Here is a 26203-nt window from a genome sequence, read left to right as displayed (position 1 = left end):
GGCGTTTTGATCGTGAGTAGTATGGATTCCATGCAAACCAACGGCGATTCGAAGGTTCACTGTCTGACGTTTTGGGCCTTCACCGGTTTGCATACTTTCAGCGTGCTGTTGCGCAACTGAATAACTTCCCTATCGATGCAAGGAGATGAACATGGCTGATGTCCCACCAGTAAAAGCCGGCGGCGCCGACGACGCTATCGCGAAGATGGAAGCGACCTTCAACATGGCTATCGAGAAGTCGGCCAAGATCACCGAAATCAGCACCGCGAAAAAAGCGGAGCTGGACGCCACCAAACAGCGTCCGCAGAACTGATTCGCCAAACGGGCAGCGCCGGCGCTGCCCGTTTACCCCTCAAGTTCCGTTTTTATCCTGATTCTTGACCCCGTTGCACAGGCTCAAGGGGGCAAACCCGACTATGACAGCCCTGATTTCCCTGGGTCCGGTCGCCGCAACTGGCGCGCCGACCCTGACGGTGACCGGCGGTTTGCATCAGGGCAGTTCCCTGGTGCTCGACCAGCCTGTCTACACCCTCGGCGCCGATCTGGCGGCTGATCTGGTGCTCAGCGATCCCGGCATTGCCGGCCTGCACCTGCGCTTGCGTTTTGAAGGTGGCCAGGTGGCGGTCGAAGCCCTGGGCGGTGACGTATTGATCGCCGGCAACGTGCGCATTCCCCAAGGCAACGGTCATCGCGCGCGGCTGCCGGTGCAGCTGCGCATCGGCACGGCGGGGGTAAGCCTGGCAATGCCTGGCGGTGCTGAAAAACCCGTGCCCGCACCACGCAGATTGACCCCCTGGATTGTCGCGACCGCGCTGTTGTTTATCTGTGCTGGAGCGCTGGCGTTTCGCAGTGAAGCACCGCTGCTGCCGACAACCGCCGTGGCCGACGTTGCCCCGCTGAAAAAACCTTCCCGCGAGCAGGCCAAGGCCTGGCTGGAGCAGCAGCTGCAAGCCGCCCAGCTGGACACGGTGAAAGTCAGCAACAGCAACGGCCAGCTCAGCGCCACCGGCACCTTCGAACAGTCGCAAAAACCGCAGTGGCTGGCGGTGCAGCGAGCCTTCGACCAGCGTTACGGCCAGCAGATCGTGCTCAACCCGCGTGTCACCGCGCGGGCCGATGCGGCGGCGCCGCGTGTGCGCTTCCAGGCCGTGTGGTTCGGCCCTCATCCCTATGTGATCAACGACAGCGGCAAGCGCCTGTACCCCGGCGCGGCACTGGCGGACAACTGGGTGCTGGAACGCATCGAAAACAACCAAGTGATCCTCGCCCGTGGCGAGGAGCGCTTCACCTTCACCCTATGAAAAACCACCGCCTCCCTGTAGGAGCGAGCTTGCTCGCGAAAAACCTCCAGCCAACGCGTTCCTCCAGGCGGCCCGCGCCAACGTTCACGACCTTCGCGAGCAAGCTCGCTCCTACAGTGTTTTTGCGAGTCTTTTCATGAAAGTCGAACCCCGCCCGTTGATCCCCAGTGACGTACGCAGTGCCCCGGTCGAAGCCGTGCGCCCGGTCAATTCGCGCCAGGCCACCGCTTTCGAAGCGGTGCTCAAGACCCGCAAGACCCAGACCCGCCGCTCCCTGCGCAGTGACCTCGAAGAACTCACCAGCGCCGCCGGCGTCGACTCGCTGCTGTTCGGCAGCGCCCGTTCCCTGGAACTGCTGGAGCATGTGATGGAACACATCCTGCCAAGCCTGGACGCCGAGCCACACATCAAGCAACTGGCCGTCGAGCTGATCGGTGAAGAGATCGAGATGCGCCGTACCCTCGCACAGCAACGCTCGGAGGTACACGCCTGATGGCCCGCGATAACGACGACGCCGTGCAACTGCTCAAGGGCATCGGCGAGCTGTACCGGCGCAATGGCCAGTCCCAGCGCGCCCTGGTGATGCTGCTGATCGCGGTCAACGTCGCTCCCGATGACGGTGCTTTGCTGCGCTCGCTGGTGCTGGCCTTCACCGACAGCGGCGACGCGACTCGCGCCCTCGGCGCCTTGGATCGCCTGGTGGCGCTGGAGGGCGAGTCCGCCAGCCTGTTGCTGCTGCGCGCCCGCGCCTTGTGGTACGGCGAGCGCAAGGACGACGCGCGCCAGTGCTTCAAACGCTACCTGGCCGCACGCAGGGCCGGCGCATGAGTGCACTCAACCGCCTGAACAACCTGGCGCGCCTGGCTGCGCAGCGCACCGACGTGATCATCGTCGCGTTCATGCTGATGGCGATTGTGATGATGATCATCCCGCTGCCCACCTACCTGGTGGACGCGCTGATCGGTCTCAATATCGCCCTGAGCATCCTGATCCTGATCGTGGCGTTCTACATCGGCCACTCGGTGGAGTTCTCCGCGCTGCCGCCGCTGATCCTGCTCAGCACGCTGTTTCGCCTGTCGCTGTCGATCACCACCACCCGTTTGATCCTGCTGCACGGCGATGCGGGGCATATCGTCAAGGCCTTCGGCGACTTTGTGATCGCCGGGCAAGTGGTGGTGGGCATGGTGGTGTTCCTGATCATCACCGTGGCGCAGTTCGTGGTGATCACCAAGGGCGCCGAGCGCGTGGCGGAAGTGGCCGCGCGCTTCACCCTGGACGCGATGCCGGGCAAGCAGATGAGCATCGACAACGACTTGCGCAATGGCGATATCGACCAGGCCGAAGCCCGGCGCCGGCGTTCACGCCTGGAGCGCGAAAGCCAGATGTTCGGCGCGATGGACGGCGCCATGAAGTTCGTGAAGGGCGATGCCATCGCCGGCCTGGTGATCCTGGCGGTCAACCTGCTGGGCGGCATGCTGATCGGCATGATCGAGCGCGACATGCCGTTCGGCGTCGCGGTGCACACCTACTCGTTGCTCACCGTGGGTGATGGCCTGATCGCACAGATCCCGGCGCTGCTGATTTCGGTGGCGGCCGGCACCGTGGTCACCCGTGTCAACAGCGACGGTGAAGCGGGGGACCTGGGCAGCGAGATCATCAAGCAACTGGGCGCCAGCTACCGTGCACTGGGGTTGACCGCGTTGATCATGATCGGCGTGAGCCTGTTGCCGGGGTTTCCGAGCTGGGTGTTCCTCGGCTTGTCCCTGGTGTTCGGCGGCGCGGCGTTCATGATGTATCGCCGGCATCACCGCCAGCCGGAACTTGACGTGCTGGTCGAGACGCCGGAGCCGGTGGTCGAAGTCCAGGCCGAACTGAATGACAACCTGCTGCCCGACACCCGCGTGCTGCTGACCCTCGGCAGCGGCGTGTCGCAAAGCGCGCCGCGCCAACTGCTGCGCCAACGCGTCGAAGCGCTGTGCCACGACCTGCGCACCGAACTCGGCGTGGACGTACCGGTGCCGGGTATCTACATGGAGGCCAAGGCCACACCGGGCAGTTTCCGTGTGTCCCTGGAAGGCGTGCCGGTCAGCGAAGGCGAGTTGCCGATCAATTGCCTGCTGGTGCAGGACGACCCGGTGCACGTGCAGTTGCTCGATCTCGCCACGGTGCAGGCCGACTCGCCTCTCACGGGCCGCAACGCCCACTGGGTCGAGCGCCAGCACGAAGACACGTTGCGTAACGCCGGCATCGGTTTCCTGCTGCCCGACGAGGTGTTGCGCGGTGTGCTGGAACGCAGCCTGCGCCGCTACGCTGCCGACTTCCTCGGCATCCAGGAAACCCGCCTGCTGCTGGAGCGCACCGAGGCCACCTACGGCGAATTGGTCAAGGAAGCCCTGCGCCTGGTGCCGTTGCAACGGGTCGCAGAAACCCTGCGTTTGCTGGTCGGCGAAGGTGTGTCGATCCGCAACCAGCGCGCCTTGCTGGAAGCCATGGTGGAGTGGGGCGCCCGTGAAACCGATGCCGGGCGCCTGGCCGAACACCTGCGCGCCGCGTTGGCACGGCAGATCAGCCATCAGTACGCCGACCGCAACCGGGTGATCGGTGCGCTGGTGCTGGCGCCGGGCCTGGAAGACCAGTTGCGCGGCGCCCTGCGTCGCCAGGAACCGCAGCGCGAGTTGATCCCCGAGGACGTCAGCCGCGCCTTGCTCACCCAACTGCGCCAGGCCTGCGAGCACACCCGCGAGGTCAACAGCGCGGTGTTGCTGGTGCACCCGGAACTGCGCCGCAGCCTGCGTCGCCTGGTGGTGCGCGGCGAGCTGGAACTGGCGGTGCTGTCGTTCCGCGAGCTGGCCACCGAGTACAACCTGCAAGCGCTGGTGACCATCAGCCTGACCGAAATTTCCAATCGCCGCGCGCCTGCCGCGGCTTCCGTCACTGCCCTGGCGTCTGCCTCATGATGCGTTTTTGTGTGTTGTTGCTGAGTGTTTTTTCGTGTGTGAGCCAGGCTCAGGAAATCGCCGCCGGCGCCGGTGGCTCTATCGCCCTGGCCTCCGGTGAAGGGCGCATCCTGCATTTTGTCGCCCCCGTGGACACGGTGCTGGTGGCCGAACCGAATGTGGCCGATTTGCAGGTGGTGTCACCGGGCACGATCTACATCTTCGGCAAGGCGCCGGGCAACACCAGCCTGATCGCCCTCGGCAGTGACGGTAAGCAACTGGCGAGCCTGAGCCTGGCCGTCAGCAGCGCCAGCCAGGCGGTGACGGCGCCGATGCAGGCATTGCATCCCGGCAACGCTGCGCAGATCAGCGGTGCCGGTAACCGCCTGATCGCCAAGGGCACCGTGGGGTCGGTGGCAGAAGCGACGGACTTGAATGCCTTGCTCAATCCCCAGGGGCAAGGCTTCCAGAGCGCGATCAACACTACCGAGTACGCAGGTTCCGCCCAAGTGAACCTGCGGGTGCGCTTTGCCGAAGTCTCGCGTTCGGAACTGCTGCACTACGGGGTCAACTGGAACGCGATGTTCAACAACGGCACGTTCTCGTTCGGCCTGATCACCGGCGGCCCGTTGGCCGCGGCCTCGGCGGGGGGCTTGGCCGCTGCGGGCGCAGGCTCCGGCAATGTGAATATCGACGGCATGCTCGACGCCTTGCAGGCCAATGGTGTGTTGCAGATTCTGGCTGAACCGAACATCACCGCCATGACCGGCCAGACCGCCAGCTTCCTCGCCGGTGGCGAAGTGGCGATCCCGGTGCCGGTCAACCGCGACCTGGTGGGCATCGAATACAAGTCGTTCGGCGTGTCGCTGTTGTTCAACCCGACCCTGCTGCCCAACGGCCGCATAGCCTTGCAAGTGCGCCCGGAAGTGAGCCAGGTGGTCAGCGGTGGCACCGTGGATTTCGGCAACTTCCATGTGCCGTCCTTCAGCGTGCGTCGCGCCGATACGCGGGTGGAAGTCGGCAGCGGGCAGACCTTCGCCATCGCCGGGCTGTTCCAGCGCCAAAGCAGCCAGGACATCGAGAAACTGCCGTTGCTGGGTGACCTGCCGATCCTCGGCAACCTGTTCCGCTCCAAGCGCTTCCAGCGCAATGAAACCGAACTGGTGATCCTGATTACGCCGTACCTCGTGGAGCCGGTGCGCGGTCGCACCCTCGCCACGCCCCTCGACGCACCACCGGCTACCGCAGCGACCACCGGACCGCGCAGCGGCGGGGCGTTCGGTTTCTACATGAATTGATCAGGGGGCCTGCCATGACTGTTTTGCGTGTGTTGCTGCTGTTGCCCCTGGCGCTGATGGGTTGCCAGACCCACCTGGCGCCGACGTACTACTCGTCCGAATACCGTGCCGATGGCTTGCCGACCCAGTGCCAGCAAGCCCCGGCGACGGACACCGTCGGGTTGGGTGAGGATTTCAAACCGACGTTGGCACTTGGCTGTGCGAACAATTTGAACCTGATGCAAATGGTCGAGCGCAAGCAGGACCTGACCCAAGGCCGCGCCACCGGCCCGGCCATGGCCGCGCCAGTAGGCCGCGCTGCCCAGGTGTACATCGAAGGGTTTGACCGCGAGCAATTGCAGCGTCGCAAGGACCAGCAGGAAGCCAAGGCTGATGCGGCAGGGGGCAAGCAATGACCCTGGAAGATCACACTGACTACTGTGGTGAGCGGGCTTGCCCCGCGTTGGGCTGCGAAGCAGCCCCAAAACCAGGCGCTGAGAACTGTCTGTTGGAATGCGGTGAATTTGACAGGGGCCGCTTCGCGCCCCAACGCGGGGCAAGCCCGCTCACCACAGGAAGCCTGCTCATCACAGGAAGCCTGCTCACCACAACAGGCCTGCTCACCACAGAAAAGTCATCTGCAGCAGAGTCAGCGCGGATCCACCAACCCCAACTCCCGAGCCTGCGCCACCGGATCACTGATCGCCCTGATCCGCTTGGCTTCATCCACCAACCGCGTCCGCTCGGCTGCGGGAATATCGTCCAACGGCAGCGCAGCGACGCGGCCTTCGTACCCCGCCAACACCATCACCAACAACTCATTGCGCTGATGCCGCGCCAATGCGCGGGGCGACTGGGCGACGGGGGTGATGGTGTCCAGCGCCTGCTGCGACTGCCCGCCCAGCGCATACGCCAGGGCCAGGTTGCAGCGGTTGTCGAGGTCGTCGGGCTTGAGGCTCAGGCTCTTGGCGAACGCGGTTTGCGCCGCAGCGGCCTGGCCATTGAGCATCTGCGCGACACCCAGGCGGGTGTAGGCCACCGGCAAGCCGCTGATATCAGCCGCCTGGCCCAGGGCGGTGGCGGCGCGCTGGGTCTTGCCCACTTGCAATTGCGCGGTGCCCAGGCCGAGCAGAGCCTCGGCGTTGCGCGCATCGAACCCCAGGGCCTGCTGGAACGCCCGCTCGGCGCCCGCCGCATCCTTGGCGTCGAGCCTGGCCTGGCCGAGCTTGAGCCACAGCTCGATACCCGCGCCGGGTTGCTGCGCCGCCCGCTCGTACAGCGCTGCCGCACTGGCGTAGTCGCCGCGCTTGCTCAGGTCGTTGGCCAGTTGCAGGGACTTGTCGGCATCGGTCGCAGGCTGGTGGGCGCAGGCGGCCAGCAGCAGGGTACTGGCGAGCAGAAATCTGGGGGTCATCGTCACAACTCGTCTGGCGAAGGCGGAGGCCATGTAAGCATATTTTTGATGGCTGTCCTATGCCTGTTCAGCGCCAGTTTCGCCCACGCTGCCGAAGAGCCTGCCTGGTTCTCCCAGCCGTACGCCTACGTGCTGGTGGACCAGGATGTGCGCAGTGCCCTGGAAGAATTCGGGCATAACCTCGATGTGCCGCTGGTGCTCTCCGACAAGGTGCGCGGCAAGGCTCGCAGCACGATTCGCGCGGCCACCGCCGGGGAGTTCCTGCAAACCCTGTGCAGCACCAACGGCCTCACCTGGTACTTCGACGGCAACCTCTTGTACCTCAACGCCAGCGATGAAATCAGCACCAAGCTCTTCAAGGCCAGCGCCCTGGACCTCGATCAGTTGCAGGCCTACCTCAACAACCTCGATGTGTTCGGCCAGCAGTTGTCGATGCGCAACGGCCCCGAGGGCGATGAAGTGTTCGTGTCCGGACCACCGCCGTACCTGGCGCTGGTGCAGCAGCATGTGGATCACCTGCAACCCAAGGTCGTCGCCACCCCGGTGGCGCGCGAGCGCGGGGTGCGGGTGTTCCGTGGCGCGCAAGTCAGTACCGAAACCCCAACCCAGTAAAGGAGCAGCACCATGTCCGTAACGGCCGTAGACAGCAATCCCACCCCTGGTGGCGCCAGCCCTGAAGCCAAGTTCAATGCGGCGGTGGAAAACGCCAAGACCGCCGATAAACCTAACGAGCCCACCGACGCCGAACTCACCGATTCGTTCATCACCCAGGCTGTCACCTACGGCGGCCAGTTCATCATCATGCCGAAGATGCAGGAACTGCTGAACGACGCCATGTCCGATGACGACGAAGAGTAGGAAACCCCTATGACTATCAGTCTCGCTGCCGGTGCTTCGGCGTTGCCGCCGTCTGCCGGCGCGGGGCCCGCCGGGGCCTCGCAGAACCTGTTCGAGCACATGGCCAACACCGCCAAGGGCATGCCCGAAGGCGCCAGCCCGCACCAGATCGGCTCGGGCCTGATGGAGCGCATGAACAGTTTCATCGACCGTACGCGGGCTTTCTCCGAACGGGCCGACCTGCTCACCAACAATCCTTCGGCACCGCCGCCGGCCCAGGCAGAAATCCGCACCGCCAGCGCTTCGCCCCAGGGTGAACCGGGGAAAAAAGTCGGCGAGCAACAGGTCGACCAGATCGTCCACTCCCTGGGCAAGATGTTCGATTACTCCATCGAAACCCAGATGGTGGTGCGCGGTGCGACACAGATTTCCGGTTCCGCCAACACGCTGCTCAAGGGTCAATAACCGTATGCCAAGCCCAAACCGCACCTTGCGCCTGTTGCTGATCGGCCTGCTCGCCAGCCTGTTGCAGGCGTGCAACACCGACCTCTACACCAACCTCAGCGAGCGCGACGCCAACGCCATGGTCGCGGTGCTGCTGCGCGGTGGTGTCCCGGCCGAACGCAAGGCCCAGGACAACGGCCAGCTCAAGGTGGTGGTCGATGAGTCACGCTTTGCCGAAGCCATGACCCTGCTCGACAACGCTGGTTTGCCGCAACAGAGCTTTTCCAACATGGGCGAAGTGTTCAAGGGCAATGGCCTGGTGTCGTCGCCGGTGCAGGAGCGGGCGCAGATGATCTATGCGCTGAGCGAAGAACTGTCCCACTCGGTGTCGCAGATCGACGGCATCGTTGCCGCCCGTGTGCATGTGGTGCTGCCGGACAATGACTTGCTCAAGCGTGTGATCTCGCCGTCGTCGGCCTCGGTGCTGGTGCGTTACGACCCGGGCACCGATATCAATACGCTGATCCCGCAGATCAAGACGCTGGTTGCCAACGGCATCTCCGGGTTGAGTTACGACGGCGTTTCTGTGACCGCGATCAAGGCTGCCGTCGCCATCAGCCAGAACCCGGCGCAGCCGCGACTGGCGCGGTTCATGGGCCTGTGGCTGCTGGAAGACAACCTGGCGCAGGCGCGGCTGATGTTCGGCGCCTTGTTGTTGATCGCACTCGGTGCCGTGGGCGTGCTGGCCCGTCAGCAGTGGGCGCGTCGTCAGTCCCAGGCGTTGTATGTGCTCAAGGAGGGTGAATGAGTTTGTTCGAACGCTGGCAGGGCTTGGTCGCCGAGCCGTTGCAGTTCGTGCGCGGGCAGAGCCTGGGCGCGTGTTTTGCCGATGAGTTGCCGCAAGCGGTGTTGCAGGCGATGCAGGGCCAGCCACGCTTTCGCCAGCGCCTGGAGCAGTTGCTGGTCAGCCATTATCAACTGGCGCCCATGGCGCAATTGACCACGCCAATGGCGGCAGACTTGGCGGTGCTGTTGTTGTCACCGGCACAGTTTGCGCGCTTGCCCAGGTTGTGCGGCGCCATCTGGCATGCCCCGACCCTGAGCCGCGAGATCCGCCGCGAGGTGGTCAATGAGTTGCGCGAAGGCCTGGGTGCTGAGGTCTTCGTGAGCGCCCTGGCCTTGCGCCAACTCGGTGGCGCGGCGGATCTGCTGCGCGAGCCGGCCGAGTTGGTCGACGCCATCGACCGCGATGGCCAAGGCTGTGTCGCGGCCTGGTTGCACGCCCAGCATGCCGACTGGCAGGGCTGGCTGCGTTTGCGCTTTGCCTTCCCCCAGGGCCACAGCGCCCGTGTGCCCCGCGACCTGGAAATCGTCCAGGCCGCCGCTGCGTGCCTGCTGGCCGAGGAGATTGCGCCATGAGTGAACTGCCGAGCCGTCCCACCGCCCGCATCCTGCGCGCCGAGGACGCCGCGTTATGGAGTGATGGGTTTGCCTTCCTGCAAGCGGCCAAGGCGCAGGCCGAGCAGCTCCGCGCCGACAGCGAACAATGGCTGAGCAGCGCCCGCGCAGAGGGTTTCGAAAGCGCCCGGCAAGCCGGTGCTGAACAGGTGGCGCAACTGCTGCTCGCTACCCAAGCCCAGGTGCAGCATTACTTGAGCAGTCTGGAAACGTCCCTGGTCGACCTGGCCCTGGGTATCGTGCGTGAAGTGCTGGGTGAGTTGGACACGGCCGAGCGTGTGGTGCGCAGTACCCGCCAGGCGTTGAGCGCGTTTCGCCAGGACCAGGCCCTGACCTTGTGGGTGCCGCCGGCGGACGTGGATGCCTTGCGTCAACGCCTCAAGCTGGAGGGGCTGGCGATTGCAGTGGATGCGGATGAACAGCTGAGCGCCGGCCAGGCCCGCCTGAACAGCCCGGCCGGCTCTGTGGAACTGGGCCTTGAAGCCCAATTGCAGAACCTGCGTCGCAGCCTGTTGCCCTTCGCCGAAGAGGGCGTGGCATGAACCTGGAACACCTGCTGCCACGCCTCACTGAACGCCTGGCCCAGGCGCGCCCGCGACCCATGCACGGCAGCGTGCTGAGTATTCGCGGTGTATTGCTGCGCGCCAGCGTGGCCGGGGCGAGCATCGGTGAACTGTGCCAGCTGCGCGACCCCGGCAGCGCGCGCAGCCTGAGCGCCGAGGTGATCGGTTTTGACGGCGACGAAGCCATCCTGTCGCCCATCGGCTCCATGGAAGGCCTGTCCACGCGCACCCAAATCACCGCCACCGGCGAAACCCTGGGCGTGGCGGTCGGGGATGCGCAGCTCGGCCGGGTCATCAGCCCCATGGGCGATTTCCTCGACGGCGACGGCATCCCGCCGACCGTGGCCTTGCAGCATTACCCGCTGCACGCTGAACCGCCGGCACCGTTTTCGCGGCAGTTGATCGTGCGCTCCATGGCATTGGGCATTCGCTCCATCGATGGCTTGCTGACCCTGGCCCAGGGCCAACGCATGGGCATCTTCGGTGAGCCCGGTGTGGGCAAGTCGTCGCTGCTCGCCAGCATCATCCGCAACAGTGAAGCCGATGTGATCGTGATCGGCCTGATCGGCGAGCGTGGCCGGGAAGTGCGCGAATTGCTCGATGTGCAGCTAGACGCCCAGGCGCGTGCGCGCACGGTGGCGGTGGTTGCCACGTCGGATCGCCCGGCCGCCGAGCGGGTGCGTGCGGCGTTTGTCGCTACGACCCTGGCCGAGTACCACCGCGACCAGGGCCGCAACGTGTTGCTGTTGATGGACAGCCTCACACGTTTCGCCCGGGCCCAGCGCGAGATCGGCTTGGCCGTGGGCGAGCCGCCGACCCGGCGCGGTTATCCGCCGTCGTTCTTCTCGGCCTTGCCGCGTTTGCTGGAACGCGCCGGCCCCGGTCCCAGCGGCAGCATTACCGCGCTGTACACCGTGCTGACCGAGGGCGATGCCGCCAGTGATCCGGTGGCCGAAGAGGCTCGTTCGATCCTCGACGGGCATATCGCGTTGAGTGCCGAGCTGGCCCAGCGCAACTACTTTCCGGCGGTGGATGTGTTGCGCAGTCGCAGTCGTTTGATGGAGCAGGTCGCCGGTGAAGAGCACAAGCGACTGGCCATGCGCATGCGTGAATTGATGGCGCGGTATGGCGAGATCGAAATGCTGATTCGCGTGGGGGAGTACTCCGCCGGCAGCGATCCTCTGGCCGATGAAGCGATCAACCGCCACGCCGCTATCGAAGCCTTCCTGCGTCAGAACGCGGATGAGCCGAGCAACCTGGAACAAACCCTGGCCCACATGCGCCGGGTACTGGCATGAACAAGGAGCATATCCAATGAAAACCCAACAACTGCGCACCCTGCAAACCCTGCGGGTATTGCGTGAACAACGGGCCGCCAGCCAGCTGGCCGCGCAGCAGCAGCGCTGTGAGCAGACCCACGGCGTGCTCACCGACGCCAAGGAGCAATTGCGCCTGCACCGTGAAGCCATCGCCGAAGAAGCGCGGCTGGTTTATGCGTCCTTGACCGAAGGCCTGTCGGTCGCCAGTTGGCAGGCCGCCCAGGATCGCTTGCGCGGCCTGTCGGATGACCAGCAGCAACTGGAAAACGATGTGAGTCACGTCTCCATTACCTTGGAAAGCCAGGAGCGTGAACGCGATCTGTTCCGTCAGGAGCGCCTGAGCCGCCAGCGTCAGTCCGACGCCTGGCAAAGCCTGCTGGAGGGCCGCGAAAGCGCCGAACGCCGGGTGGGCGAGCTGCGTGATGAAGGCACCGGCACATGATCGCAGCCCTTGCCGACCCGCTGTCGCCGTGGCTGACCCACTACGACCCGGCATTGCTGGCGCTGCATAACCAATTGCACCGCCGCTGCCGTCCCTGGCAGGGCCGTTGCGCCGGGCAGGACCTGCGCGTGAGCTGGGCCGCCGTAGCGCACAGCCTCGACGCGCCGCGTGAGGTGTTGCTGTCGCTGGGCCGTGCCCCGGTGCGCCTACGGTTGTCCGCTGTGGCGCTGGAGCAACTGATGCTGCCGCTGGCACTGCCGTTCGACGTGCAGCCGTTGCCTGCGCTACCGCGCGCGTTGTTGCTGGAGCTGGCGCTGCTCGACCTGATCCAAGCCCTGGAGCCGTTGCTCGGTCACCCGGTGCAGGTGCTTGAAGCCGCTGATGAGCAGAGCGTGTTTGCCCTGCGGTTGACGCTGGAATTGACCTTCGGCGACCAACCCGCCATGAGCGTCCAGCTGGACCTGAGCGAAAGCGCCGCCGTGCTGGTCGCGCAGCTGCTGGCGCAATACGCCGAGGTCGACCCCGACCCCTTGCCAGGCCTGCGCCAGACCCTGGCGGTGGTGGCGGGGCGGCAGTGGCTGAGCCTCGGCGAACTGCGCAGCCTGCGCCCCGGTGATGTGCTGATGCTGGAGCAAGGCCCGGGCCTTTTGCTTGACCTCGACGGCCGCCTGCAGGCGCGCTGCCAATACCAGGGCGAAGTCCTGCGCCTGCAGGAAGCCTTGAAAGCCCCCTTTGTGGAACCGGAGAACCCCATGACCGATGTTGATGCCGCCGTTGCGCTGGATGACCTGCCGTTGAAACTGGTGTGCCAGGTGGGCAGCCTGGAACTGACCCTGGCGCAATTGCGCGAACTGGGTGCCGGCAGCCTGTTGCAGCTCAATACGCCGGGCGTGGACAGCGTCGACCTGTTGGTCAACGGCCGCCGCGTCGGCCAGGGCCAACTGGTGAAAATCGGTGACGGCCTGGGTGTGCGCCTGCTGAGTTTTGCCACCCCATGACCGGTTATCAGCCGAACCTGATCGAGATCATCCTGGTCGTTGCGACGATCGGGCTGATCCCGCTGGCGGTGGTGACACTTACTGGATTCATGAAGATCTCGGTGGTGCTGTTCCTGATCCGCAACGCCCTTGGCGTGCAACAGACGCCGCCGAACCTGGTGCTCTACGGCATTGCGCTGATCCTGTCGGTGTATGTGACCACGCCGTTGATTGGCGACATGTACCGGCAGGTGGAGGGGCGCGACCTCAACATCGAGCATGTGGAGCAACTCAAGGATTTGGGCGATGCATTGCGTCCACCGTTGCAAGCGCACCTCAAGCGCTTCGCCAATGAGTCCGAACGCGGTTTTTTCGTGCAGGCCACCGAGACCATCTGGTCGCCTGAGGCACGCGCCGATTTGCGAGACGACGACCTGGTGGTGCTGATCCCGGCGTTCGTCAGCTCGGAACTGACCCGCGCCTTCGAGATCGGCTTTTTGCTCTACATCCCGTTCCTGGTGGTGGACTTGCTGGTGTCCAACGTGCTGATGGCCATGGGTATGTCGATGGTCTCGCCGAACCTGATTTCCATTCCGCTGAAGATCTTTTTATTCGTGTCCCTGAGCGGCTGGTCGCGCTTGATGCACGGTTTGATTCTGAGTTACGGCTGAGGCACGACCCATGGGCCAGGACGTATTCCTGTCATTGATGAAACAGGCACTGATGACGGTGCTGATGCTCTCCGCGCCGGCGTTGGGGGTGGCGATTATCGTGGGGTTGAGCGTGGGCCTGTTCCAGGCGTTGACGCAGATCCAGGACCAGACGTTGCCCCAGGTGGTGAAGCTGGTGGCGGTGTTGCTGACCATCGTGTTCCTCGGTCCGGTTCTCGCCGGACAAGTCGCGGAACTCGGCGGTCAGGTGCTGGACAATTTTCCAATGTGGACGCGCTGACCGCCCATGGATGCCAGCCTGACCGCGCAGTTCCTCGAAGTCGCCTACCCGGTGATCAGCTCCGCGTCGCTGGCCGCCTGCCGCGCCATGGGGGTGGTGGTGATCACCCCGGCGTTCAACCGCCTGGGCCTCACCGGCATGATTCGCGGCTGTGTGGCCGTGGCGATTTCCATCCCGATGTTTTTCCCGGTGTTTGAAGCGCTGACCTCGATGCCGGAGCACGGCAGCGTGTTTATCGCCGGGTTGCTGATCAAGGAATTCCTGATCGGCATCCTCATCGGCCTGCTGTTCGGCATTCCGTTCTGGGCCGCCGAGGTGGCGGGGGAGTTGATCGACCTGCAACGCGGCTCGACCATGGCGCAATTGGTGGACCCGCTGTCGTCCGGGGAGTCCAGCGTGATGGCGACCCTGCTCACGGTGATGCTGATCACGCTGTTCTTCATGTCCGGCGGGTTCATCCTGATGGTCGACGGCTATTACCACAGCTACCAGCTGTGGCCGGTCACCTCGTTCACGCCAGTGTTTGCCAGCTCGGCGCTGCTGGCGGTGTTGTCGATCCTCGACCAGATCATGCGCGTTGGCGTGCTGATGGTCTCGCCGCTGTTGATCGCACTGCTGGTGACCGACCTGATGCTTGCCTACCTGTCGCGCATGGCGCCGAACCTGCATATTTTTGACCTGTCGCTGCCGGTGAAAAACCTGTTTTTCACGATCCTGATGGTGATCTACATCGGCTTCCTGATCCCGCTGATGCTCGACCAACTGGCGGAGTTCCGCGGCACCGTCGAACTGCTCAAGACCCTGGCCGGCATGGAGTAGCCCATGGCCGATACCAGCGAAGAAAAATCCCAGCCGGCCACGGACAAGAAGCTCCAGGACGCACGCAAAAAGGGCCAGGTTGCCAAAAGCCAGGACCTGGTGTCGGGCATGGTCATCCTGTTCTGTACGCTGTGCATTTCCATTCTGGCGCCACGGGCCAAGGCCCAGGTCACCGCGTTGATCGACCTCACCGCGCAAATCTATATCGAACCGTTCGCCACCGTATGGCCCAGGGTGCTCGACCACGCCGAACAACTGGTGATCGGCATTACCCTGCCGGTGATGGCGGTGACCACTGGGGTGGTGATCCTGACCAATATCATCACCATGCGCGGGTTTGTGTTCTCGACCGACCCGATCAAACCCGAGTTCAAACGCATCAACCCGGCAGAGGGCATGAAGAAGATCTTTGCCCTGCGCAACCTGGTGGAGTTCATCAAGGGCCTGATCAAGGTACAGGTGCTGGCAATCGCGTTCTACCTTGTCGGCAAGCATGCGTTGCAGGCGCTGATGGAGTCGTCGCGCTGTGGCGCCGAGTGCATGGAATCGACATTCTTCCTGGTGCTCAAGCCGCTGGTGTTCACCGTGCTGTGTGCGTTCATCCTGGTGGGTGGGGTGGACGTGATGATGCAGCGCTGGCTGTTCGGCCGCGACATGAAGATGACCCGCAGTGAAACCAAGCGCGAACGCAAGGACATCGACGGCGACCCGCTGATCAAAAGCGAACGCCGCCGCCAGCGCAATGAGATGCAGGCCCTGGCGACCAAGCTGGGTTTGGGCCGTGCGTCCTTGATGATCGGCACCACCGACGGCTGGGTGATTGGCGTGCGCTATGTGCGCGGGGAAACCCCGGTGCCGGTGATCGTGTGCCGGGCTTCGCCGCAGGAGGCGTTGTTGATGCTGCAGGAGGCGTATGACCTGGGAATTCCCCATGCGCCGGACAGGGGCCTGGCCGCTGAGATCGCGCGCAGGACCGTCCCCGGTGACCCGGTGCCGGATGCGTCGTTCCAGGCCGTGGCGGACTGGTTGGTGGCCGCTCGCCTTATCTGACCCTCAGCTACCAGAGGGAGGCTGTTCAAGGACATTGGGATACATCCAGTCACCAAGTAACACTGGCTCACCTTACATCAGTCGCTAGCGTTAATGCTCTTAAGGACTTCTCCAGGAGTAATGGATATGCGCCCAGCACCTCAATCCCATCGCCTGCGCCACGGGCGTTATTCGGAACACGGCCGTAGCTACCTCATCACCATCGTCGTTCACAACCGCCAACGTCTATTCACTGATTTGTTCCTTGGGCGCCTGTTGGTTGCCGAATTCCGGAATGCCCACGAATTGGGCCTGGTCGAGTCCCTGGCTTGGGTCATCATGCCTGACCATATCCACTGGCTATTCGATCTGAAGCAAAAGACCCTGGCCGATGTAATGCGGCGTATCAAGTCGCGCAGCACACTGACCATCAATCGTCGTCGCCGAAGCAAAGAACGTGTCTGGCCGCCCGGATATCACGATAGGGCGGTACGTGAGGAAGATGATATTCGCAACATGGCCCGCTACATCATCGCCAACCCATTGCGGGCTGGGTTGGTTGAGCGGGTAGGCGATTACCCGCTGTGGGATGCTGTTTGGCTCTGATGGGTTTCTGGGTGTGGCTTGTGGTTGTGGTTGTGGTTGTGGTGAGCGGGCTTGCCCCGCGCTGGGCTGCGAAGCGGCCCCAATCCAGTCACCGCATATCTCCAGTCAGAAACAGGTCGCCTGGTTTAGGGCCGCTTCGCAGCCCAGCGCGGGGCAAGCCCGCTCACCACAGGAAGCCCGCTCGCCACAGGAAGTCTGCTCACCATGCTATCGGTGCTGGAAGCGCGGCAGGGAGGCGATGCGCAGCTTGGGTTCCTGCAGGCGCGCCAGGTCGGTCGCAATCTGCGCCCGCCAGAAGTGCGCGCCCGCCAACTGCGCGTCTACCCACGCCTGGCGCAGCAGCACGGTGGCCTTGTCCACCGAGCCATAGTGCGCCTGGCGCAGGGTCAGTTGTGCCTTGATCCGCAGCATTTGCGGCACGAACCAGCGTTCATGGCGGCCGAGGGCCAGTTGCAGGGTGTCTTCCAGCACTTCCAGGGCGAGTTTTTCCAGGCCCAGGCGCGCCAGGCCCAGGGCGTATTCACAGCGCAGCAGGCTGTAGAGCTGGCTGTCACCCTGGCCTTGCAGGTGGTGCAAGGCTTCGCCCAGCTGCGGCACACCGGTTTGCGGTGCGCCTTCGCGGATCAGCAGGATGCTTTCGAAACACAGGCGAAATTGCCGCCAGATATGCAGGTCCTGGCCGGTGGTGCTGTCTTGCAACAGGCCCAGGTAATAGCGCACTTTCGGCAGGTTGGACGCCAGCAGGGCCAGGGGTATGGCGCCCAGGCACAGGGTGTACCAGAGGGTCGCGGGGTGTTCGAGGGAGATGGCTTCGTCGACGCAACTGCCGATCAGGCGCAGCGCCGGGTCAACGTCGCCTTCAAGCAGCTGCACCTTGGCCTTGAGGCAGCGGGCGGCGATGCGTTGGTCGAAGTGCAGGTCGATGATGTGCGAGCGCGGTGCCGACGGCGAGCCCAGGGCTTCATCGATGTTCTGCCGTGCACCCATCAGGTCTCCCATGTGGAACAGCGCCACGGCGCGCATGCGCTTGCCGAGCAATTGTTGGCTGCCGCTGCTGTTCAGCGCGATGTAGCGCTCGGCAAGTTCCAGGGCTTCGGTGTACTGGTTGCAGCCGCAACGGTCGGTCCACAGGCCCCACAGGGCGCGCAGCTTGTGCTCGGCATCGCCGAGGTCGCGGGCGTCTTCGCACACCTGGCGCCAGGCTTCGCGCATCGGGCCGCCGGTGCCATAGGTGAGCATCAGCACACTGGCCAGGGCGGTCTGCAACAACATGCGCTGGCGCAAGGGCAGCGGGACGAGGGCGTCGCTGGCCAGGCCTTTGTCGACCCAACTGCGGCACTCGCTGACCAGTGACACCCGTAGCCACAACGGCACGCCGCCCAAGGTCAACTCGATGCCCAGGGGCAGGTCGCCGGTGGGCGAGTAGGCCCAGTCGAGGGCGGCCCGAAGGGTGTTGATCTCCGCAGCGTAGAGGGCCAGCCAGGTGCCCGGCGACAGGCCATCCAGGGTTCGCCCGGCTTCGCGCAACATACCGAGGGCATACCGCGCGTGACGCTGATTGGTGGCGTGGGTTTCGCCTTGCTCGTTGAGTTTTTCCAAAGCGTAGGCGCGGGTGGTTTCCAACAGGCGATAGCGCTTGGGCAGGGTGGAATCGCTGGCGATCAGCAGCGACTTGTCCATCAGGCTTTCGAGCAAGGGCAGGGCATTGCGCGGGGCCAGGCGGCTGGTGGCGGTCATCGACTTGACGGCCTCCAGGGTAAAGGAGCCAGTGAACACCGCGAGTTGGCGCAGCATGGCCTGTTCGTCGTCACTGAGCATGGCGTAGGTCCAGTCCAGGGTCGCGCTCAGGGAACGGTGCCGGGCGAGGGCGGTACGCCGGCCGGTCATTTGCAGGCGGAAGCTGCCGTCGAGCAGGCCCACCAGGTCCTGGACGCCAAAGGTGCGTACGCGAGCGGCGGCGATTTCGATCGCCAGCGCGTTGCTGTCGAGTTTGCGGCAGATCGCACTGACGGCCGCGACGTCGGCGTCGTGGAACACAAAACTCGGGTCGAGCGCGCGGACGCGCTCCACAAACAGACGCACACCGGACCAGGCCAGGGCTTGCTCGGCGCTGAGAGGGGCGTGTGCGTCGGGCACCTCCAGCGGCGCCAGGTCGTGCACCCGTTCGCCGTCTGCACGCAGCGGCTCGCGGCTGGTGGTCAGCACACAGCATTGCGGGGCGCCGCGCATCAGGGTTTCCACCGCATCGGCGATGGCCGGCAGTACGTGTTCACAATTGTCGAGCACCAGCAGCAAGCGGCGGTTGGCCAGGCTGGCGACCACAGAGTGCAGCGGGTCTGCGCTGACGGTCTGGATACCCAATGCGCTGGCGAGCATGCCGGCCACCCATTGGCCGCTGGTGGCCGGGGCCAGGTCGACAAAGCACGTGCCCAGGTTGAGTTCACCGGCCAGGCGCTGCGCCACGGCCATGGCCACGGTGGTCTTGCCGATACCGCCGGGGCCGGTGAGGGTGACGAAGCGCTGGCTCATGACCTGGTCGGCGAGGTTGGCGATCAAGGCGTCGCGGCCGATCACCTCAGCCGTCGGCGTCGGCAGGTTGGACTCATCCATTCGCACATAGGGCACGGGCAGGTGCTCTTCAGCGGCTGCCTGTACGGTGACCGGGGCGACAAAGCGATAGCCGCGGCCCGGCACGGTAACGATATAGCTGAAGTTGCCATCGTCACCCAGGGCACGGCGCAGCGCGACGATCTGTGCTCGCAGGTTGCATTCTTCCACCACCACCTTGGGCCAGGCGAAGGCGATCAGTTCGGACTTCTCCAGCAATTCCCCCGCACGGGTCACCAGGGCGATCAACAGGTAGAGCGCGCGGCTGCCCAGGGTGACCGGCTCGCCGTTGCGCAACAACACATGTTGCTTGGCCAGTAATAGAAAGGGGCCAAAGCCCAGGGTGCTGTCAGGGGTGGCCGGCGCGGGGTGGTCTGCGTCCAGGAAGGACACGGCGTGGTGCTTGCTCGAGCTCATCAAATCATCCTTTTTATAGTCGGGCTTGTTATTGGCGATCAGGCCATTCGCCCTTTTTGGGGTACAGATGTGCAGCAGCAGTCTTGGAAAATGATGTCGATCAACAGTGTTAAAGGCTGCCCTCCTTTGGGGCATGGTCGTTTTTATGGGTACGTCACAGAGCCTGTTTCAGGGGATGAGACTGTCTCAGAGCTGAAACATTTTATTACCAGAAATACTGATAAAGCAGAATGTATGCCAGTTGGCATGTAACAAACATGACATCAACCGTATGAAATTCATGGTGATTTTTGCGGTCGTGGGCGACACGGGAGGGCCTTCGTTCGGAAAGGCGAATATTTCAAATTGTTTCGTTCGGGATGCCGAATAAAGCGCCGGGGTTTTGGCACTGTTTTATTGACTGTGTATCGAACTGTATCCCTGCACCATCCTGATACACCTGCATGACGTTCTATCGCGTTCGCGACACAGAGCGGATACACGCCTGGCTTTAACTCTGCTCACCAGCTGGCGCAGGCGGTCATCGACCCCCAAGGCGCCCTGGTCACACTCAGTCAAGCCAGGAGACTCACCCTATGAAGCGTCCTTACGCAGCCCTCGCGGCAACCCTTGCGCTGTCCCTCAGCGCCTTCGCGGCCGTGGCCCACGCCGACGAGCCCAAGCCCCAGGAAAAATGCTTCGGCGTGTCCCTCGCCGGTGCCAACGACTGCGCCGCCGGCAAAGGCACCTCGTGTGCCGGCACCGCCACCACCGACTACCAGGGCAATGCCTGGGTACTGGTGGACAAGGGCACCTGCACCCAGATCAAGACCCCGAAAGGCTTCGGCAGCCTCACGGAGCAACCGTGATCCAGCGCCTGCTGCCCGAAGCCCTGTTGTTGCTGGTGGCCCGGGTGGGGATCGCGGCGGTGTTCTTCCTGTCGGGGCGCACCAAGGTCACCGGGTTTCTTGAACTCAAGCCGTCGACCTACACGCTGTTCCGCTCGGAGTACGCCTTGCCGCTGATCCCGCCGGAGTGGGCGGCGCACCTGGCGACCTACGCCGAGCACCTGTTCCCGCTGTTGCTGGTGCTGGGCCTGCTGACCCGTCCGGCCGCCGCCGCGCTGTTGGGCATGACCCTGGTGATCGAGGTGTTTGTATACCCCGACGCCTGGCCTGTGCACCTGACCTGGGCAGGCCTGTTGTTGCCGCTGCTGGCTTACGGCGGTGGGGCCTGGTCGCTGGACCGCCTGATCCTGGGCAAACGTTCTTAACTTTGATGGAGATTTCCAATGCGTATGCTTTCTACCCTGGCCATTGCCATGGCCTTGACTGTTCCGATGCTGGCCCAGGCCGCCGATGCCCCGCAGCCCGGCACTGGTAAAAGCGTGGTGATCGTGCCCGGTTCGTTTGTCGACGGCTCCGGCTGGCGTGTGGTGCACGACATCCTGATTCACAAGGGCTACAAGGTCACGGTGGTGCACCAGGGTCACGAGAACCTGGCCGCCGATGTGGCCGAGGCGCGCGAAGTGCTGGAGCAGCAAGTCGGCCCGGTGGTGCTGGTGGGTCACAGTTCCGCTGGCGCGGTGATCTCGATTGCCGGTGACCGCGACAAGGTCAAGTCGCTGGTCTACGTGTCGGCGCTGCAACCGGAAGTGGGCGAGAACATGGCCCAGTTGATCGGCTCCATGCCGGCGCCCAGCGATGACATCAAGCAGAGCCGCGACGGTCATCTGTTCTTCGACCGCGCCAAGTTCAACGCTGACTTCGCCGCCGACCTGACCACCAACCGCACCGATTTCATGGCCGCCTCCCAGGTCCCCGCGACCACCGCCTTGTTCGGCGGCACCGTGTGGGCCGCGGCCTGGCACAAAAAGCCGACCTACGCGGTGGTCTCCACCGAAGACCGCGCCCTGAGCCCCGACCTGCAGCGCTGGATGTACAAGCGTGCCGGTTCCAAGGTCAGCGAAATCAAGGCCAGCCACTCGGTGTACATCTCCCAGCCCGAGGCTGTGGCGAAGGTCATCGAAGACGCTGCGTCCGTTATCAAGTAATTCACCCCCAACCCTGGAGAAACACCCATGAACACTGCACTCAAGTCCCGTCTGAGCCTCGCTGCCGCTGCTGCCCTGATCGCCATGGCGTCTGCCTCATTCGCCACCGCCGCCAGCGCCGCCGACCAACAGGAAAAACCCGGTCGCTGCTACGGCGTCAACACCTGCAAAGGCACCAGCCTGTGCGCCACCGCCAAGAACGACTGCAAGGGCCTCAACAGCTGCAAGGGCGAAGGCGTGATCGTCAAGACCCCGTCCGAGTGCCTCAAGGCCGGCGGCACGCTGACTGAACCGAAATAAGCCCTCACCCCTTGTAGGAGCGAGCTTGCTCGCGAAAAACGTCAACGATGACGCGTAGTACCTGGAGGAGCGTGGTGACCTTGCGTTCTTCGCGGGCAAGCCCGCTCCTACAGGGTTATTGGAGAACTCCCAATGTCGACATCCAACCCTCACTTTTCAGGCTACGGCCTGGGGCTGCGCAAGGAGCATTACTGCGACTTCCTGGAGACCTCGGTGCCCGTGGACTTCGTCGAAGTGATCTCCGAAAATTTCATGGTCGCGGGCGGCCAGCCCCGGCACATCCTGCGCCAGGTGCGCGAACGCTACCCGGTGGCGCTGCACGGCGTGTCGCTGTCCATCGGCACCGCCGAAGGGCTGGACACCGATTACCTGCAACGCCTCAAGTCGCTGGTGGATGAAATTGAACCGCTGTTTGTCTCCGACCACCTGAGCTGGTCGCGCAGCGGCGGTTTCAATGCCCATGACTTGTTGCCGCTGCCCTACACCGACGAAGCGCTGGACCGGGTCTGCGCCAATATCCATCAGGCCCAGGATGTGCTGGGCCGCGCGATGCTGTTCGAAAATCCGTCGAGTTACCTGGCGTTCGAGGGCGCCTCCATGACCGAGTGGGAGTTCATCACGGCCATGGCCCGGCGCACCGGTTGTGAACTGCTGCTGGACGTCAACAACGTGTTCGTCAGTGCCAGCAATCACGGTTTCGACGCCCTGGCGTTTCTCGACGGCATCCCCGCCGAGCGAGTACGCCAGGTGCACCTGGCCGGCCACAGCCAGGGTCGTGACATCTTGATCGACAGCCATGATAGCCCGGTGTGCACCGGCGTCTGGGAACTGTACGCCCAGGCCATGACCCGGCTGGGGCCGGTAGCGACCATGATCGAGCGCGATGATGAGATCCCGCCGCTGGCCGAGCTGCTTCAGGAGCTGTCGATGGCCCGGACGTTGGGGGCGGTGCGATGAACCTGGCGCAACTTCAGCAGGCTTTTCGTGGCTGGCTGGTGACCGCGTCGGATGAATCCGCACAGTTGCTGGGTAGTAATCACGCCGGTTTGGCGGTGTATCAGAACAACTATCGCGCCCAGTTGGTGGGCTGCCTGGAACAGGCGTTCCCCAACCTGCGCCGTTGGGTGGGGGACGACGCGTTCCTGGCCGCGAGCATCACCCATATCGACAACCATCCGCCCCATGCCTGGACCCTGGACGCGTACCCCGAGGGGTTCTACGCCACGTTGAAGGAGGTGTTCCCGCGCAATCCGGATGTGCATGAGTTGGCGTGGATCGAGTCGGCCCTGAATGAAGCCTTTGTCGCCGCTGACGCGCAACCGCTGGCCCTGGAAGCGCTGGCCGAGCTGGACTGGGACACGGCGGTAGTGCAGCTCACACCGTCGTTGCGTTGCCACGACTTGACCACCAATGCCGAGGCCATCTGGTCGGCGTTGTGGCAGGAAGCACCCGCACCGCAGGCGGTGATGCTGGAACAGGCGGGCGGCCTGCTGGTGTGGCGGCGTCAATTCACCTCGCGACTGCGTCAGGTGGATGCGCTGGAACTTCAGGCGGTGCAGCACGTACAGGTTGACGGCAGTTTCGCCGGGCTGTGTGAGTTCCTGGTGCAGCGCCTGGGTGAAGACGCGGGCGTGATGCAGGCGGGTGAATACCTGGCCGCTTGGCTGGGCAGTGAATTGATCGTGGGGGTGAGCGATGTTTGATCGGCGTGGTTTTTTACTGTTGGCGGCGGTGGTGATGGCCGCACCGGCGTTCGCGCTGCAACAGGTGAGTACGGATGAGGGGGAGATCCGTTATGAGCAGTTCGGGCCGCAAGAGGGCCGAGCGATCATCTTGCTGGCGGCGGATGTCCGTGCATTTTCCCAGGTTACGACGCCGCTGGCCGCCCAGGGTTTTCGCGTGATCGTTCCCTCTCTGCGCGAGGCCGATGACGCTGCGCTCGGCCAGGACGTGCTGGACCTGATGAACGCCCTGCACATCCCCGAGGCGGTTTTCGCCGGTGTGGAGCAGGGCGCACGGATTGCTGCGCGCGCTGCCACGTTGAAACCGAGCCGGTGCGTGGGCCTGGTCACACTGAACAGCCTCCCCCAGGCTGGTTTTGCACAGGCCGTCGGGGTGATGGCCAGTACTGGGCATTGGCGCTGAGCTTCAGCCGAGCAACTCGACCTGGCCACTGTGCAACTTGTAGATACCGCCGACAATCTGCAGTTTCCCGGCGGCCAGGGCATCGGCCAGGAGCGTCGACTCGGTTTTGAGCCGCGCCACGGTGTCGCTGACATTTTGCGCAATCGCGTTCGCAAGCAGATCGCCAGGCGCCTTCAAGACCTTGCGCACCGACGGCTTGAACGCCTCGGCCAGGCCCTGGATCTTGCCGGGGAACGTGGCGTTGTCCTTGACGGCCTTGACACCGGCGGCCAGGGCGCCGCAGCTGTCATGCCCGAGCACCATGATCAGCGGGGTGCCCAGCACGGCTACCGCATATTCGAGGCTGGCGAGCCCGTCATCGGTCACGAAGTTACCCGCCACCCGCACCGCAAAAAGGTCGCCACGGCCGGTGTCGAACGCGTATTCCGGCGCAATCCGTGAATCGGCGCAGCCCAGGACTGCCGCGAATGGATTCTGCCCGCCTTCCAATATCACGCGCTCGCTCATGAAATCATGCCGCTTGGTGACGCCTTCGACATAGCGGCCATTGCCTGCCATCAACCGGGCAAGGGCTTGTTGCGGGCTGAGGTCATTGGCCGTTTTGGGGGCCGGTGCGGCGTGTGCCAGAGTTGCGGGTAGCGCCCCCGCAAACATCAGGGCACCCGCGCCGACGGTGGCGAGGCGCAAAAACCGTCGACGTGCGTTGATCGGAGGTTGCCGGTTGGACATGGGCTGTATTCTCAGGTTCGTTGAGAGAAGAAGCGCCAAGGGTGCAAAGAATGTTAAGGGGAGGATGTAGGCAATATCTGTACTCCAGGGGCAATCCCATGGTCATCAACATGAAAATTCTGACAGGCAGGCCATCGCCCACTGAAAAAAATCCGGTCTGCCCGTAATCTAGGCATCTTGTCACTTGAGCCGGACCGTTCATGTCTTCTGCCCCCGATGGGTTGCCCCTCAATAAACGCCTGCCGGCCGTGATGGCGATCTCCCTGGGGATCGGCATGGCGACCCTGGACACGGCCATCGTCAACACCGCGTTGCCCACCCTGGCCGAGGGGATCGGCACCGATTCCGCCTCGGTGATCTGGGTGGTCAATGCCTACCAGTTGGCCATCATCGCCACGGTGCTGCCATTTGCGTCGCTCAGCGATGTGCTGGGGCATCGGCGGGTCTACCTTGGCGGGTTGCTGCTGTTTATTGTGTCGTCGCTGTTTTGCGGGTTGGCCGGGTCGCTGGTCACCCTGACCGCCGCGCGAGTGGCGCAGGGGCTCGGGGCTGCGGCGATCATGAGCGTGAACACGGCGTTGCTGCGGCATATCTACCCGTCAAAAATGCTCGGGCGTGGGCTGGGCTATAACTCGTTGGTGGTGGGGTTGGCGTTCACGCTGGGGCCGACGGCGGCATCGGCGATCCTGTCGGTGGCGACCTGGCACTGGTTGTATCTGATCAACGTGCCGCTGGGGCTGTTGGCCTTGGGGCTGGGCTTGCGCTCGCTACCGACCCTGCCGATGACGGGGCATGCCTTCGATCGGCTTGCCGCCGTGTTGTGCGCCGGGCTGTTCGCCCTGCTGGTGCTGGGCCTGGGCACGGCAGTGCACGGCGCCCAGGGCGCGCTGACGCTGGGCCTGATTGCCGTGGCGCTGGTCTGCGGCGCGCTGTTGTTGCGGCGCCAGGCCGGGCACCCGGCACCGATGCTGGCGCTCGACCTGTTCAAGCGCCCGGTGTTTGCCTTGTCTTCCTTGACCGCTGTGTGTGCCTTCAGCGCCCAGGGCCTGGCGTTTGTGTCGCTGCCGTTTTTGCTGCAGGCGGTGCTCGGGCACACCCAGGTGGAAACCGGTTTCCTGATGACGCCATGGCCGGCGGTGGTGGCGGTGATGGCGCTGGTCGCGGGGCGCCTGGCGGATCGGGTGTCCCTGGGCGTGTTGTGTGGCATCGGTTTGTTGATGCTCAGCGTGGGCATGGCCGCGCTGGCAACCCTGGGCAGCGGTGCTTCGGCATTTGATATCGGCTGGCGCATGGCGCTGTGCGGGGCCGGGTTCGGGTTCTTCCAGTCACCCAACCTCAAGGCGCTGATGACCAGCGCGCCGCTGGCCCGCAGCGGTGGGGCCAGCGGCATCGTGGCGATCTCTCGGTTGTTGGGCCAGACGCTGGGCGCATCGCTGGTGGCGTTTTGTTTCCACCTGTCCATGGGCAGCGGCCCGCACTACGCGCTGTGGCTGGGCTGCGGGTTTGCACTGGTGGGCGCGGTGGCCAGTGGTCTGCGTTTGTTGCCCTATGGGAAAAAGGTCTGATTAACGCTACCGTGGCGACCTGAATATTTCGGGAT

At 64.1% G+C, this 26203-nt stretch carries 33 protein-coding genes; 30 read left to right on the top strand and 3 right to left on the bottom strand.

Going from position 1 to position 26203, the window contains the following annotated elements:
* Nucleotides 1-151 precede the first annotated feature (151 nt).
* From BLR69_RS30930 to BLR69_RS09450, 7 genes are all read left to right on the top strand, one after another.
* Nucleotides 152-313, top strand: a complete 162-nt coding sequence (locus BLR69_RS30930) for a hypothetical protein (RefSeq protein WP_016969018.1) — start codon at nucleotides 152-154, stop codon at nucleotides 311-313.
* A 103-nt stretch (nucleotides 314-416) separates the two neighbouring features.
* Complete coding sequence (locus tag BLR69_RS09475) at nucleotides 417-1301, top strand: SctD/MshK family protein (protein ID WP_071493424.1); 885 nt, start codon at nucleotides 417-419, stop codon at nucleotides 1299-1301.
* 136 nt (nucleotides 1302-1437) lie between these two features.
* The gene (locus BLR69_RS09470; RefSeq protein WP_071493423.1) at nucleotides 1438-1794 is read left to right on the top strand and encodes a hypothetical protein; all 357 of its coding nucleotides are present in this window, start codon (nucleotides 1438-1440) and stop codon (nucleotides 1792-1794) included.
* Entirely contained in the window at nucleotides 1794-2129 is a 336-nt protein-coding gene (locus tag BLR69_RS09465; protein WP_071493422.1) for a tetratricopeptide repeat protein, read from the top strand. The genes BLR69_RS09470 and BLR69_RS09465 overlap by 1 nt, the downstream gene beginning before the upstream one ends.
* On the top strand, nucleotides 2126-4258 hold the full coding sequence (gene sctV, locus BLR69_RS09460) for a type III secretion system export apparatus subunit SctV (RefSeq protein ID WP_071493421.1): 2133 nt from the start codon (nucleotides 2126-2128) through the stop codon (nucleotides 4256-4258). Before BLR69_RS09465 ends, sctV begins: the two co-directional genes overlap by 4 nt.
* Nucleotides 4255-5535: a type II and III secretion system protein family protein gene (locus BLR69_RS09455; protein ID WP_071493420.1), complete on the top strand. Its 1281-nt coding sequence runs from the start codon at nucleotides 4255-4257 to the stop codon at nucleotides 5533-5535. The genes sctV and BLR69_RS09455 overlap by 4 nt, the downstream gene beginning before the upstream one ends.
* Nucleotides 5536-5549: 14 nt before the next feature.
* Nucleotides 5550-5930, top strand: coding sequence for a hypothetical protein (locus tag BLR69_RS09450; RefSeq protein ID WP_071493419.1), 381 nt, complete (start codon nucleotides 5550-5552; stop codon nucleotides 5928-5930).
* Nucleotides 5931-6163: 233 nt separating this feature from the next.
* Here the strand turns inward: BLR69_RS09450 and BLR69_RS09445 are convergent, their stop codons facing one another.
* Nucleotides 6164-6928, bottom strand: coding sequence for a tetratricopeptide repeat protein (locus tag BLR69_RS09445; RefSeq protein WP_071493418.1), 765 nt, complete (start codon nucleotides 6926-6928; stop codon nucleotides 6164-6166).
* Between the two features lie 48 nt (nucleotides 6929-6976).
* Here BLR69_RS09445 and BLR69_RS09440 point away from each other — a divergent pair, with 48 nt between their 5' ends.
* The 14 genes from BLR69_RS09440 (at nucleotide 6977) to BLR69_RS09375 (ending at nucleotide 16373) form a co-directional block, all read left to right on the top strand.
* Entirely contained in the window at nucleotides 6977-7540 is a 564-nt protein-coding gene (locus BLR69_RS09440) for a type III secretion protein (protein ID WP_071493417.1), read from the top strand.
* 12 nt (nucleotides 7541-7552) lie between these two features.
* The gene (locus BLR69_RS09435; RefSeq protein WP_058425051.1) at nucleotides 7553-7786 is read left to right on the top strand and encodes a hypothetical protein; all 234 of its coding nucleotides are present in this window, start codon (nucleotides 7553-7555) and stop codon (nucleotides 7784-7786) included.
* Between the two features lie 9 nt (nucleotides 7787-7795).
* Entirely contained in the window at nucleotides 7796-8230 is a 435-nt protein-coding gene (locus BLR69_RS09430; protein ID WP_058425050.1) for a hypothetical protein, read from the top strand.
* A 4-nt stretch (nucleotides 8231-8234) separates the two neighbouring features.
* On the top strand, nucleotides 8235-9017 hold the full coding sequence (gene sctJ / locus BLR69_RS09425) for a type III secretion system inner membrane ring lipoprotein SctJ (protein ID WP_071493416.1): 783 nt from the start codon (nucleotides 8235-8237) through the stop codon (nucleotides 9015-9017).
* Nucleotides 9014-9628: a type III secretion protein gene (locus BLR69_RS09420; protein WP_071493415.1), complete on the top strand. Its 615-nt coding sequence runs from the start codon at nucleotides 9014-9016 to the stop codon at nucleotides 9626-9628. Before sctJ ends, BLR69_RS09420 begins: the two co-directional genes overlap by 4 nt.
* Nucleotides 9625-10209, top strand: a complete 585-nt coding sequence (gene sctL / locus BLR69_RS09415) for a type III secretion system stator protein SctL (RefSeq protein ID WP_071493414.1) — start codon at nucleotides 9625-9627, stop codon at nucleotides 10207-10209. The genes BLR69_RS09420 and sctL overlap by 4 nt, the downstream gene beginning before the upstream one ends.
* Nucleotides 10206-11528: a FliI/YscN family ATPase gene (locus BLR69_RS09410; protein ID WP_071493413.1), complete on the top strand. Its 1323-nt coding sequence runs from the start codon at nucleotides 10206-10208 to the stop codon at nucleotides 11526-11528. The genes sctL and BLR69_RS09410 overlap by 4 nt, the downstream gene beginning before the upstream one ends.
* 16 nt (nucleotides 11529-11544) lie before the next feature.
* Nucleotides 11545-11991 carry a hypothetical protein gene (locus BLR69_RS09405; protein ID WP_071493412.1) on the top strand — a complete coding sequence of 149 codons (447 nt, stop codon included), beginning with the start codon at nucleotides 11545-11547 and terminating at the stop codon, nucleotides 11989-11991.
* Entirely contained in the window at nucleotides 11988-12989 is a 1002-nt protein-coding gene (gene sctQ, locus BLR69_RS09400; RefSeq protein WP_071493411.1) for a type III secretion system cytoplasmic ring protein SctQ, read from the top strand. Before BLR69_RS09405 ends, sctQ begins: the two co-directional genes overlap by 4 nt.
* Nucleotides 12986-13639, top strand: coding sequence for a type III secretion system export apparatus subunit SctR (sctR, locus tag BLR69_RS09395; protein ID WP_017137580.1), 654 nt, complete (start codon nucleotides 12986-12988; stop codon nucleotides 13637-13639). The genes sctQ and sctR overlap by 4 nt, the downstream gene beginning before the upstream one ends.
* A 10-nt stretch (nucleotides 13640-13649) precedes the next feature.
* The gene (locus BLR69_RS09390) at nucleotides 13650-13919 is read left to right on the top strand and encodes an EscS/YscS/HrcS family type III secretion system export apparatus protein (RefSeq protein ID WP_016969171.1); all 270 of its coding nucleotides are present in this window, start codon (nucleotides 13650-13652) and stop codon (nucleotides 13917-13919) included.
* A gap of 6 nt (nucleotides 13920-13925) precedes the next feature.
* Nucleotides 13926-14738, top strand: a complete 813-nt coding sequence (gene sctT / locus BLR69_RS09385; protein ID WP_025855898.1) for a type III secretion system export apparatus subunit SctT — start codon at nucleotides 13926-13928, stop codon at nucleotides 14736-14738.
* Nucleotides 14739-14741: 3 nt separating this feature from the next.
* A complete protein-coding gene (locus BLR69_RS09380) occupies nucleotides 14742-15788 on the top strand; it encodes an EscU/YscU/HrcU family type III secretion system export apparatus switch protein (RefSeq protein ID WP_071493410.1) in 1047 nt (348 codons plus the stop codon).
* 126 nt (nucleotides 15789-15914) lie between these two features.
* Nucleotides 15915-16373, top strand: coding sequence for an REP-associated tyrosine transposase (locus tag BLR69_RS09375; RefSeq protein ID WP_071493409.1), 459 nt, complete (start codon nucleotides 15915-15917; stop codon nucleotides 16371-16373).
* Between the two features lie 207 nt (nucleotides 16374-16580).
* On the opposite strand, the gene BLR69_RS09370 is transcribed toward BLR69_RS09375, so the two are convergent.
* On the bottom strand, nucleotides 16581-19397 hold the full coding sequence (locus tag BLR69_RS09370; RefSeq protein WP_071493408.1) for an ATP-binding protein: 2817 nt from the start codon (nucleotides 19395-19397) through the stop codon (nucleotides 16581-16583).
* Between BLR69_RS09370 and BLR69_RS30730 the strand changes: the two genes are divergently transcribed.
* From BLR69_RS30730 to BLR69_RS09330, 8 genes are all read left to right on the top strand, one after another.
* Complete coding sequence (locus BLR69_RS30730) at nucleotides 19380-19649, top strand: hypothetical protein (RefSeq protein ID WP_156790785.1); 270 nt, start codon at nucleotides 19380-19382, stop codon at nucleotides 19647-19649. The two genes, BLR69_RS09370 and BLR69_RS30730, sit on opposite strands and share 18 nt — an antisense overlap.
* 323 nt (nucleotides 19650-19972) lie before the next feature.
* Nucleotides 19973-20245, top strand: a complete 273-nt coding sequence (locus BLR69_RS09360; protein WP_049712652.1) for a BufA1 family periplasmic bufferin-type metallophore — start codon at nucleotides 19973-19975, stop codon at nucleotides 20243-20245.
* A complete protein-coding gene (locus BLR69_RS09355; RefSeq protein ID WP_083365789.1) occupies nucleotides 20242-20649 on the top strand; it encodes a DoxX family protein in 408 nt (135 codons plus the stop codon). Before BLR69_RS09360 ends, BLR69_RS09355 begins: the two co-directional genes overlap by 4 nt.
* 18 nt (nucleotides 20650-20667) lie before the next feature.
* Complete coding sequence (locus BLR69_RS09350) at nucleotides 20668-21429, top strand: alpha/beta fold hydrolase (protein ID WP_071493407.1); 762 nt, start codon at nucleotides 20668-20670, stop codon at nucleotides 21427-21429.
* Nucleotides 21430-21456: 27 nt separating this feature from the next.
* Nucleotides 21457-21729 carry a BufA2 family periplasmic bufferin-type metallophore gene (gene bufA2 / locus BLR69_RS09345; protein WP_016979675.1) on the top strand — a complete coding sequence of 91 codons (273 nt, stop codon included), beginning with the start codon at nucleotides 21457-21459 and terminating at the stop codon, nucleotides 21727-21729.
* A gap of 132 nt (nucleotides 21730-21861) precedes the next feature.
* Nucleotides 21862-22686, top strand: coding sequence for an MNIO family bufferin maturase (gene bufB, locus BLR69_RS09340; RefSeq protein WP_071493406.1), 825 nt, complete (start codon nucleotides 21862-21864; stop codon nucleotides 22684-22686).
* Nucleotides 22683-23432, top strand: a complete 750-nt coding sequence (locus tag BLR69_RS09335) for an HvfC/BufC N-terminal domain-containing protein (RefSeq protein WP_071493405.1) — start codon at nucleotides 22683-22685, stop codon at nucleotides 23430-23432. Before bufB ends, BLR69_RS09335 begins: the two co-directional genes overlap by 4 nt.
* Complete coding sequence (locus BLR69_RS09330; protein WP_071493404.1) at nucleotides 23425-23874, top strand: alpha/beta fold hydrolase; 450 nt, start codon at nucleotides 23425-23427, stop codon at nucleotides 23872-23874. Before BLR69_RS09335 ends, BLR69_RS09330 begins: the two co-directional genes overlap by 8 nt.
* Nucleotides 23875-23877: 3 nt before the next feature.
* On the opposite strand, the gene BLR69_RS09325 is transcribed toward BLR69_RS09330, so the two are convergent.
* The gene (locus BLR69_RS09325) at nucleotides 23878-24603 is read right to left on the bottom strand and encodes a carbonic anhydrase (RefSeq protein WP_071493403.1); all 726 of its coding nucleotides are present in this window, start codon (nucleotides 24601-24603) and stop codon (nucleotides 23878-23880) included.
* A 200-nt stretch (nucleotides 24604-24803) separates the two neighbouring features.
* Between BLR69_RS09325 and BLR69_RS09320 the strand changes: the two genes are divergently transcribed.
* Nucleotides 24804-26168 (top strand): MFS transporter, encoded by a 1365-nt coding sequence (locus tag BLR69_RS09320; RefSeq protein ID WP_071493402.1) that lies wholly within the window; start codon nucleotides 24804-24806, stop codon nucleotides 26166-26168.
* The last annotated feature ends 35 nt before the right edge of the window (nucleotides 26169-26203 follow it).

Source organism: Pseudomonas azotoformans (assembly GCF_900103345.1).
Taxonomy (GTDB): domain Bacteria; phylum Pseudomonadota; class Gammaproteobacteria; order Pseudomonadales; family Pseudomonadaceae; genus Aquipseudomonas; species Aquipseudomonas azotoformans.
Note: the sequence above shows the minus strand (reverse complement) of the source record. Positions and strands in the feature narration are given on the sequence as shown.

Bases quoted from the DNA above. Each gene is read 5' to 3' on its own strand.
- BLR69_RS09430 (WP_058425050.1), top strand. From the start codon at position 7,796: ATGACTATCAGTCTCGCTGCCGGTGCTTCGGCGTTGCCGCCGTCTGCC.
- BLR69_RS30930 (WP_016969018.1), top strand. From the start codon at position 152: ATGGCTGATGTCCCACCAGTAAAAGCCGGCGGCGCCGACGACGCTATC.
- BLR69_RS09320 (WP_071493402.1), top strand. From the start codon at position 24,804: ATGTCTTCTGCCCCCGATGGGTTGCCCCTCAATAAACGCCTGCCGGCC.
- BLR69_RS09465 (WP_071493422.1), top strand. From the start codon at position 1,794: ATGGCCCGCGATAACGACGACGCCGTGCAACTGCTCAAGGGCATCGGC.
- BLR69_RS09405 (WP_071493412.1), top strand. From the start codon at position 11,545: ATGAAAACCCAACAACTGCGCACCCTGCAAACCCTGCGGGTATTGCGT.
- sctQ (WP_071493411.1), top strand. From the start codon at position 11,988: ATGATCGCAGCCCTTGCCGACCCGCTGTCGCCGTGGCTGACCCACTAC.
- BLR69_RS09380 (WP_071493410.1), top strand. From the start codon at position 14,742: ATGGCCGATACCAGCGAAGAAAAATCCCAGCCGGCCACGGACAAGAAG.
- BLR69_RS09440 (WP_071493417.1), top strand. From the start codon at position 6,977: ATGGCTGTCCTATGCCTGTTCAGCGCCAGTTTCGCCCACGCTGCCGAA.
- BLR69_RS09370 (WP_071493408.1), bottom strand. From the start codon at position 19,397: ATGAGCTCGAGCAAGCACCACGCCGTGTCCTTCCTGGACGCAGACCAC.
- BLR69_RS09360 (WP_049712652.1), top strand. From the start codon at position 19,973: ATGAAGCGTCCTTACGCAGCCCTCGCGGCAACCCTTGCGCTGTCCCTC.
- sctL (WP_071493414.1), top strand. From the start codon at position 9,625: ATGAGTGAACTGCCGAGCCGTCCCACCGCCCGCATCCTGCGCGCCGAG.
- sctT (WP_025855898.1), top strand. From the start codon at position 13,926: ATGGATGCCAGCCTGACCGCGCAGTTCCTCGAAGTCGCCTACCCGGTG.
- BLR69_RS09435 (WP_058425051.1), top strand. From the start codon at position 7,553: ATGTCCGTAACGGCCGTAGACAGCAATCCCACCCCTGGTGGCGCCAGC.
- BLR69_RS09390 (WP_016969171.1), top strand. From the start codon at position 13,650: ATGGGCCAGGACGTATTCCTGTCATTGATGAAACAGGCACTGATGACG.
- bufA2 (WP_016979675.1), top strand. From the start codon at position 21,457: ATGAACACTGCACTCAAGTCCCGTCTGAGCCTCGCTGCCGCTGCTGCC.
- BLR69_RS09450 (WP_071493419.1), top strand. From the start codon at position 5,550: ATGACTGTTTTGCGTGTGTTGCTGCTGTTGCCCCTGGCGCTGATGGGT.
- BLR69_RS09420 (WP_071493415.1), top strand. From the start codon at position 9,014: ATGAGTTTGTTCGAACGCTGGCAGGGCTTGGTCGCCGAGCCGTTGCAG.
- BLR69_RS09325 (WP_071493403.1), bottom strand. From the start codon at position 24,603: ATGTCCAACCGGCAACCTCCGATCAACGCACGTCGACGGTTTTTGCGC.
- BLR69_RS09445 (WP_071493418.1), bottom strand. From the start codon at position 6,928: ATGACCCCCAGATTTCTGCTCGCCAGTACCCTGCTGCTGGCCGCCTGC.
- sctR (WP_017137580.1), top strand. From the start codon at position 12,986: ATGACCGGTTATCAGCCGAACCTGATCGAGATCATCCTGGTCGTTGCG.
- BLR69_RS09330 (WP_071493404.1), top strand. From the start codon at position 23,425: ATGTTTGATCGGCGTGGTTTTTTACTGTTGGCGGCGGTGGTGATGGCC.
- BLR69_RS09410 (WP_071493413.1), top strand. From the start codon at position 10,206: ATGAACCTGGAACACCTGCTGCCACGCCTCACTGAACGCCTGGCCCAG.
- BLR69_RS09350 (WP_071493407.1), top strand. From the start codon at position 20,668: ATGCGTATGCTTTCTACCCTGGCCATTGCCATGGCCTTGACTGTTCCG.
- BLR69_RS09475 (WP_071493424.1), top strand. From the start codon at position 417: ATGACAGCCCTGATTTCCCTGGGTCCGGTCGCCGCAACTGGCGCGCCG.
- BLR69_RS09470 (WP_071493423.1), top strand. From the start codon at position 1,438: ATGAAAGTCGAACCCCGCCCGTTGATCCCCAGTGACGTACGCAGTGCC.
- BLR69_RS09455 (WP_071493420.1), top strand. From the start codon at position 4,255: ATGATGCGTTTTTGTGTGTTGTTGCTGAGTGTTTTTTCGTGTGTGAGC.
- sctJ (WP_071493416.1), top strand. From the start codon at position 8,235: ATGCCAAGCCCAAACCGCACCTTGCGCCTGTTGCTGATCGGCCTGCTC.
- bufB (WP_071493406.1), top strand. From the start codon at position 21,862: ATGTCGACATCCAACCCTCACTTTTCAGGCTACGGCCTGGGGCTGCGC.
- BLR69_RS09375 (WP_071493409.1), top strand. From the start codon at position 15,915: ATGCGCCCAGCACCTCAATCCCATCGCCTGCGCCACGGGCGTTATTCG.
- BLR69_RS09335 (WP_071493405.1), top strand. From the start codon at position 22,683: ATGAACCTGGCGCAACTTCAGCAGGCTTTTCGTGGCTGGCTGGTGACC.
- sctV (WP_071493421.1), top strand. From the start codon at position 2,126: ATGAGTGCACTCAACCGCCTGAACAACCTGGCGCGCCTGGCTGCGCAG.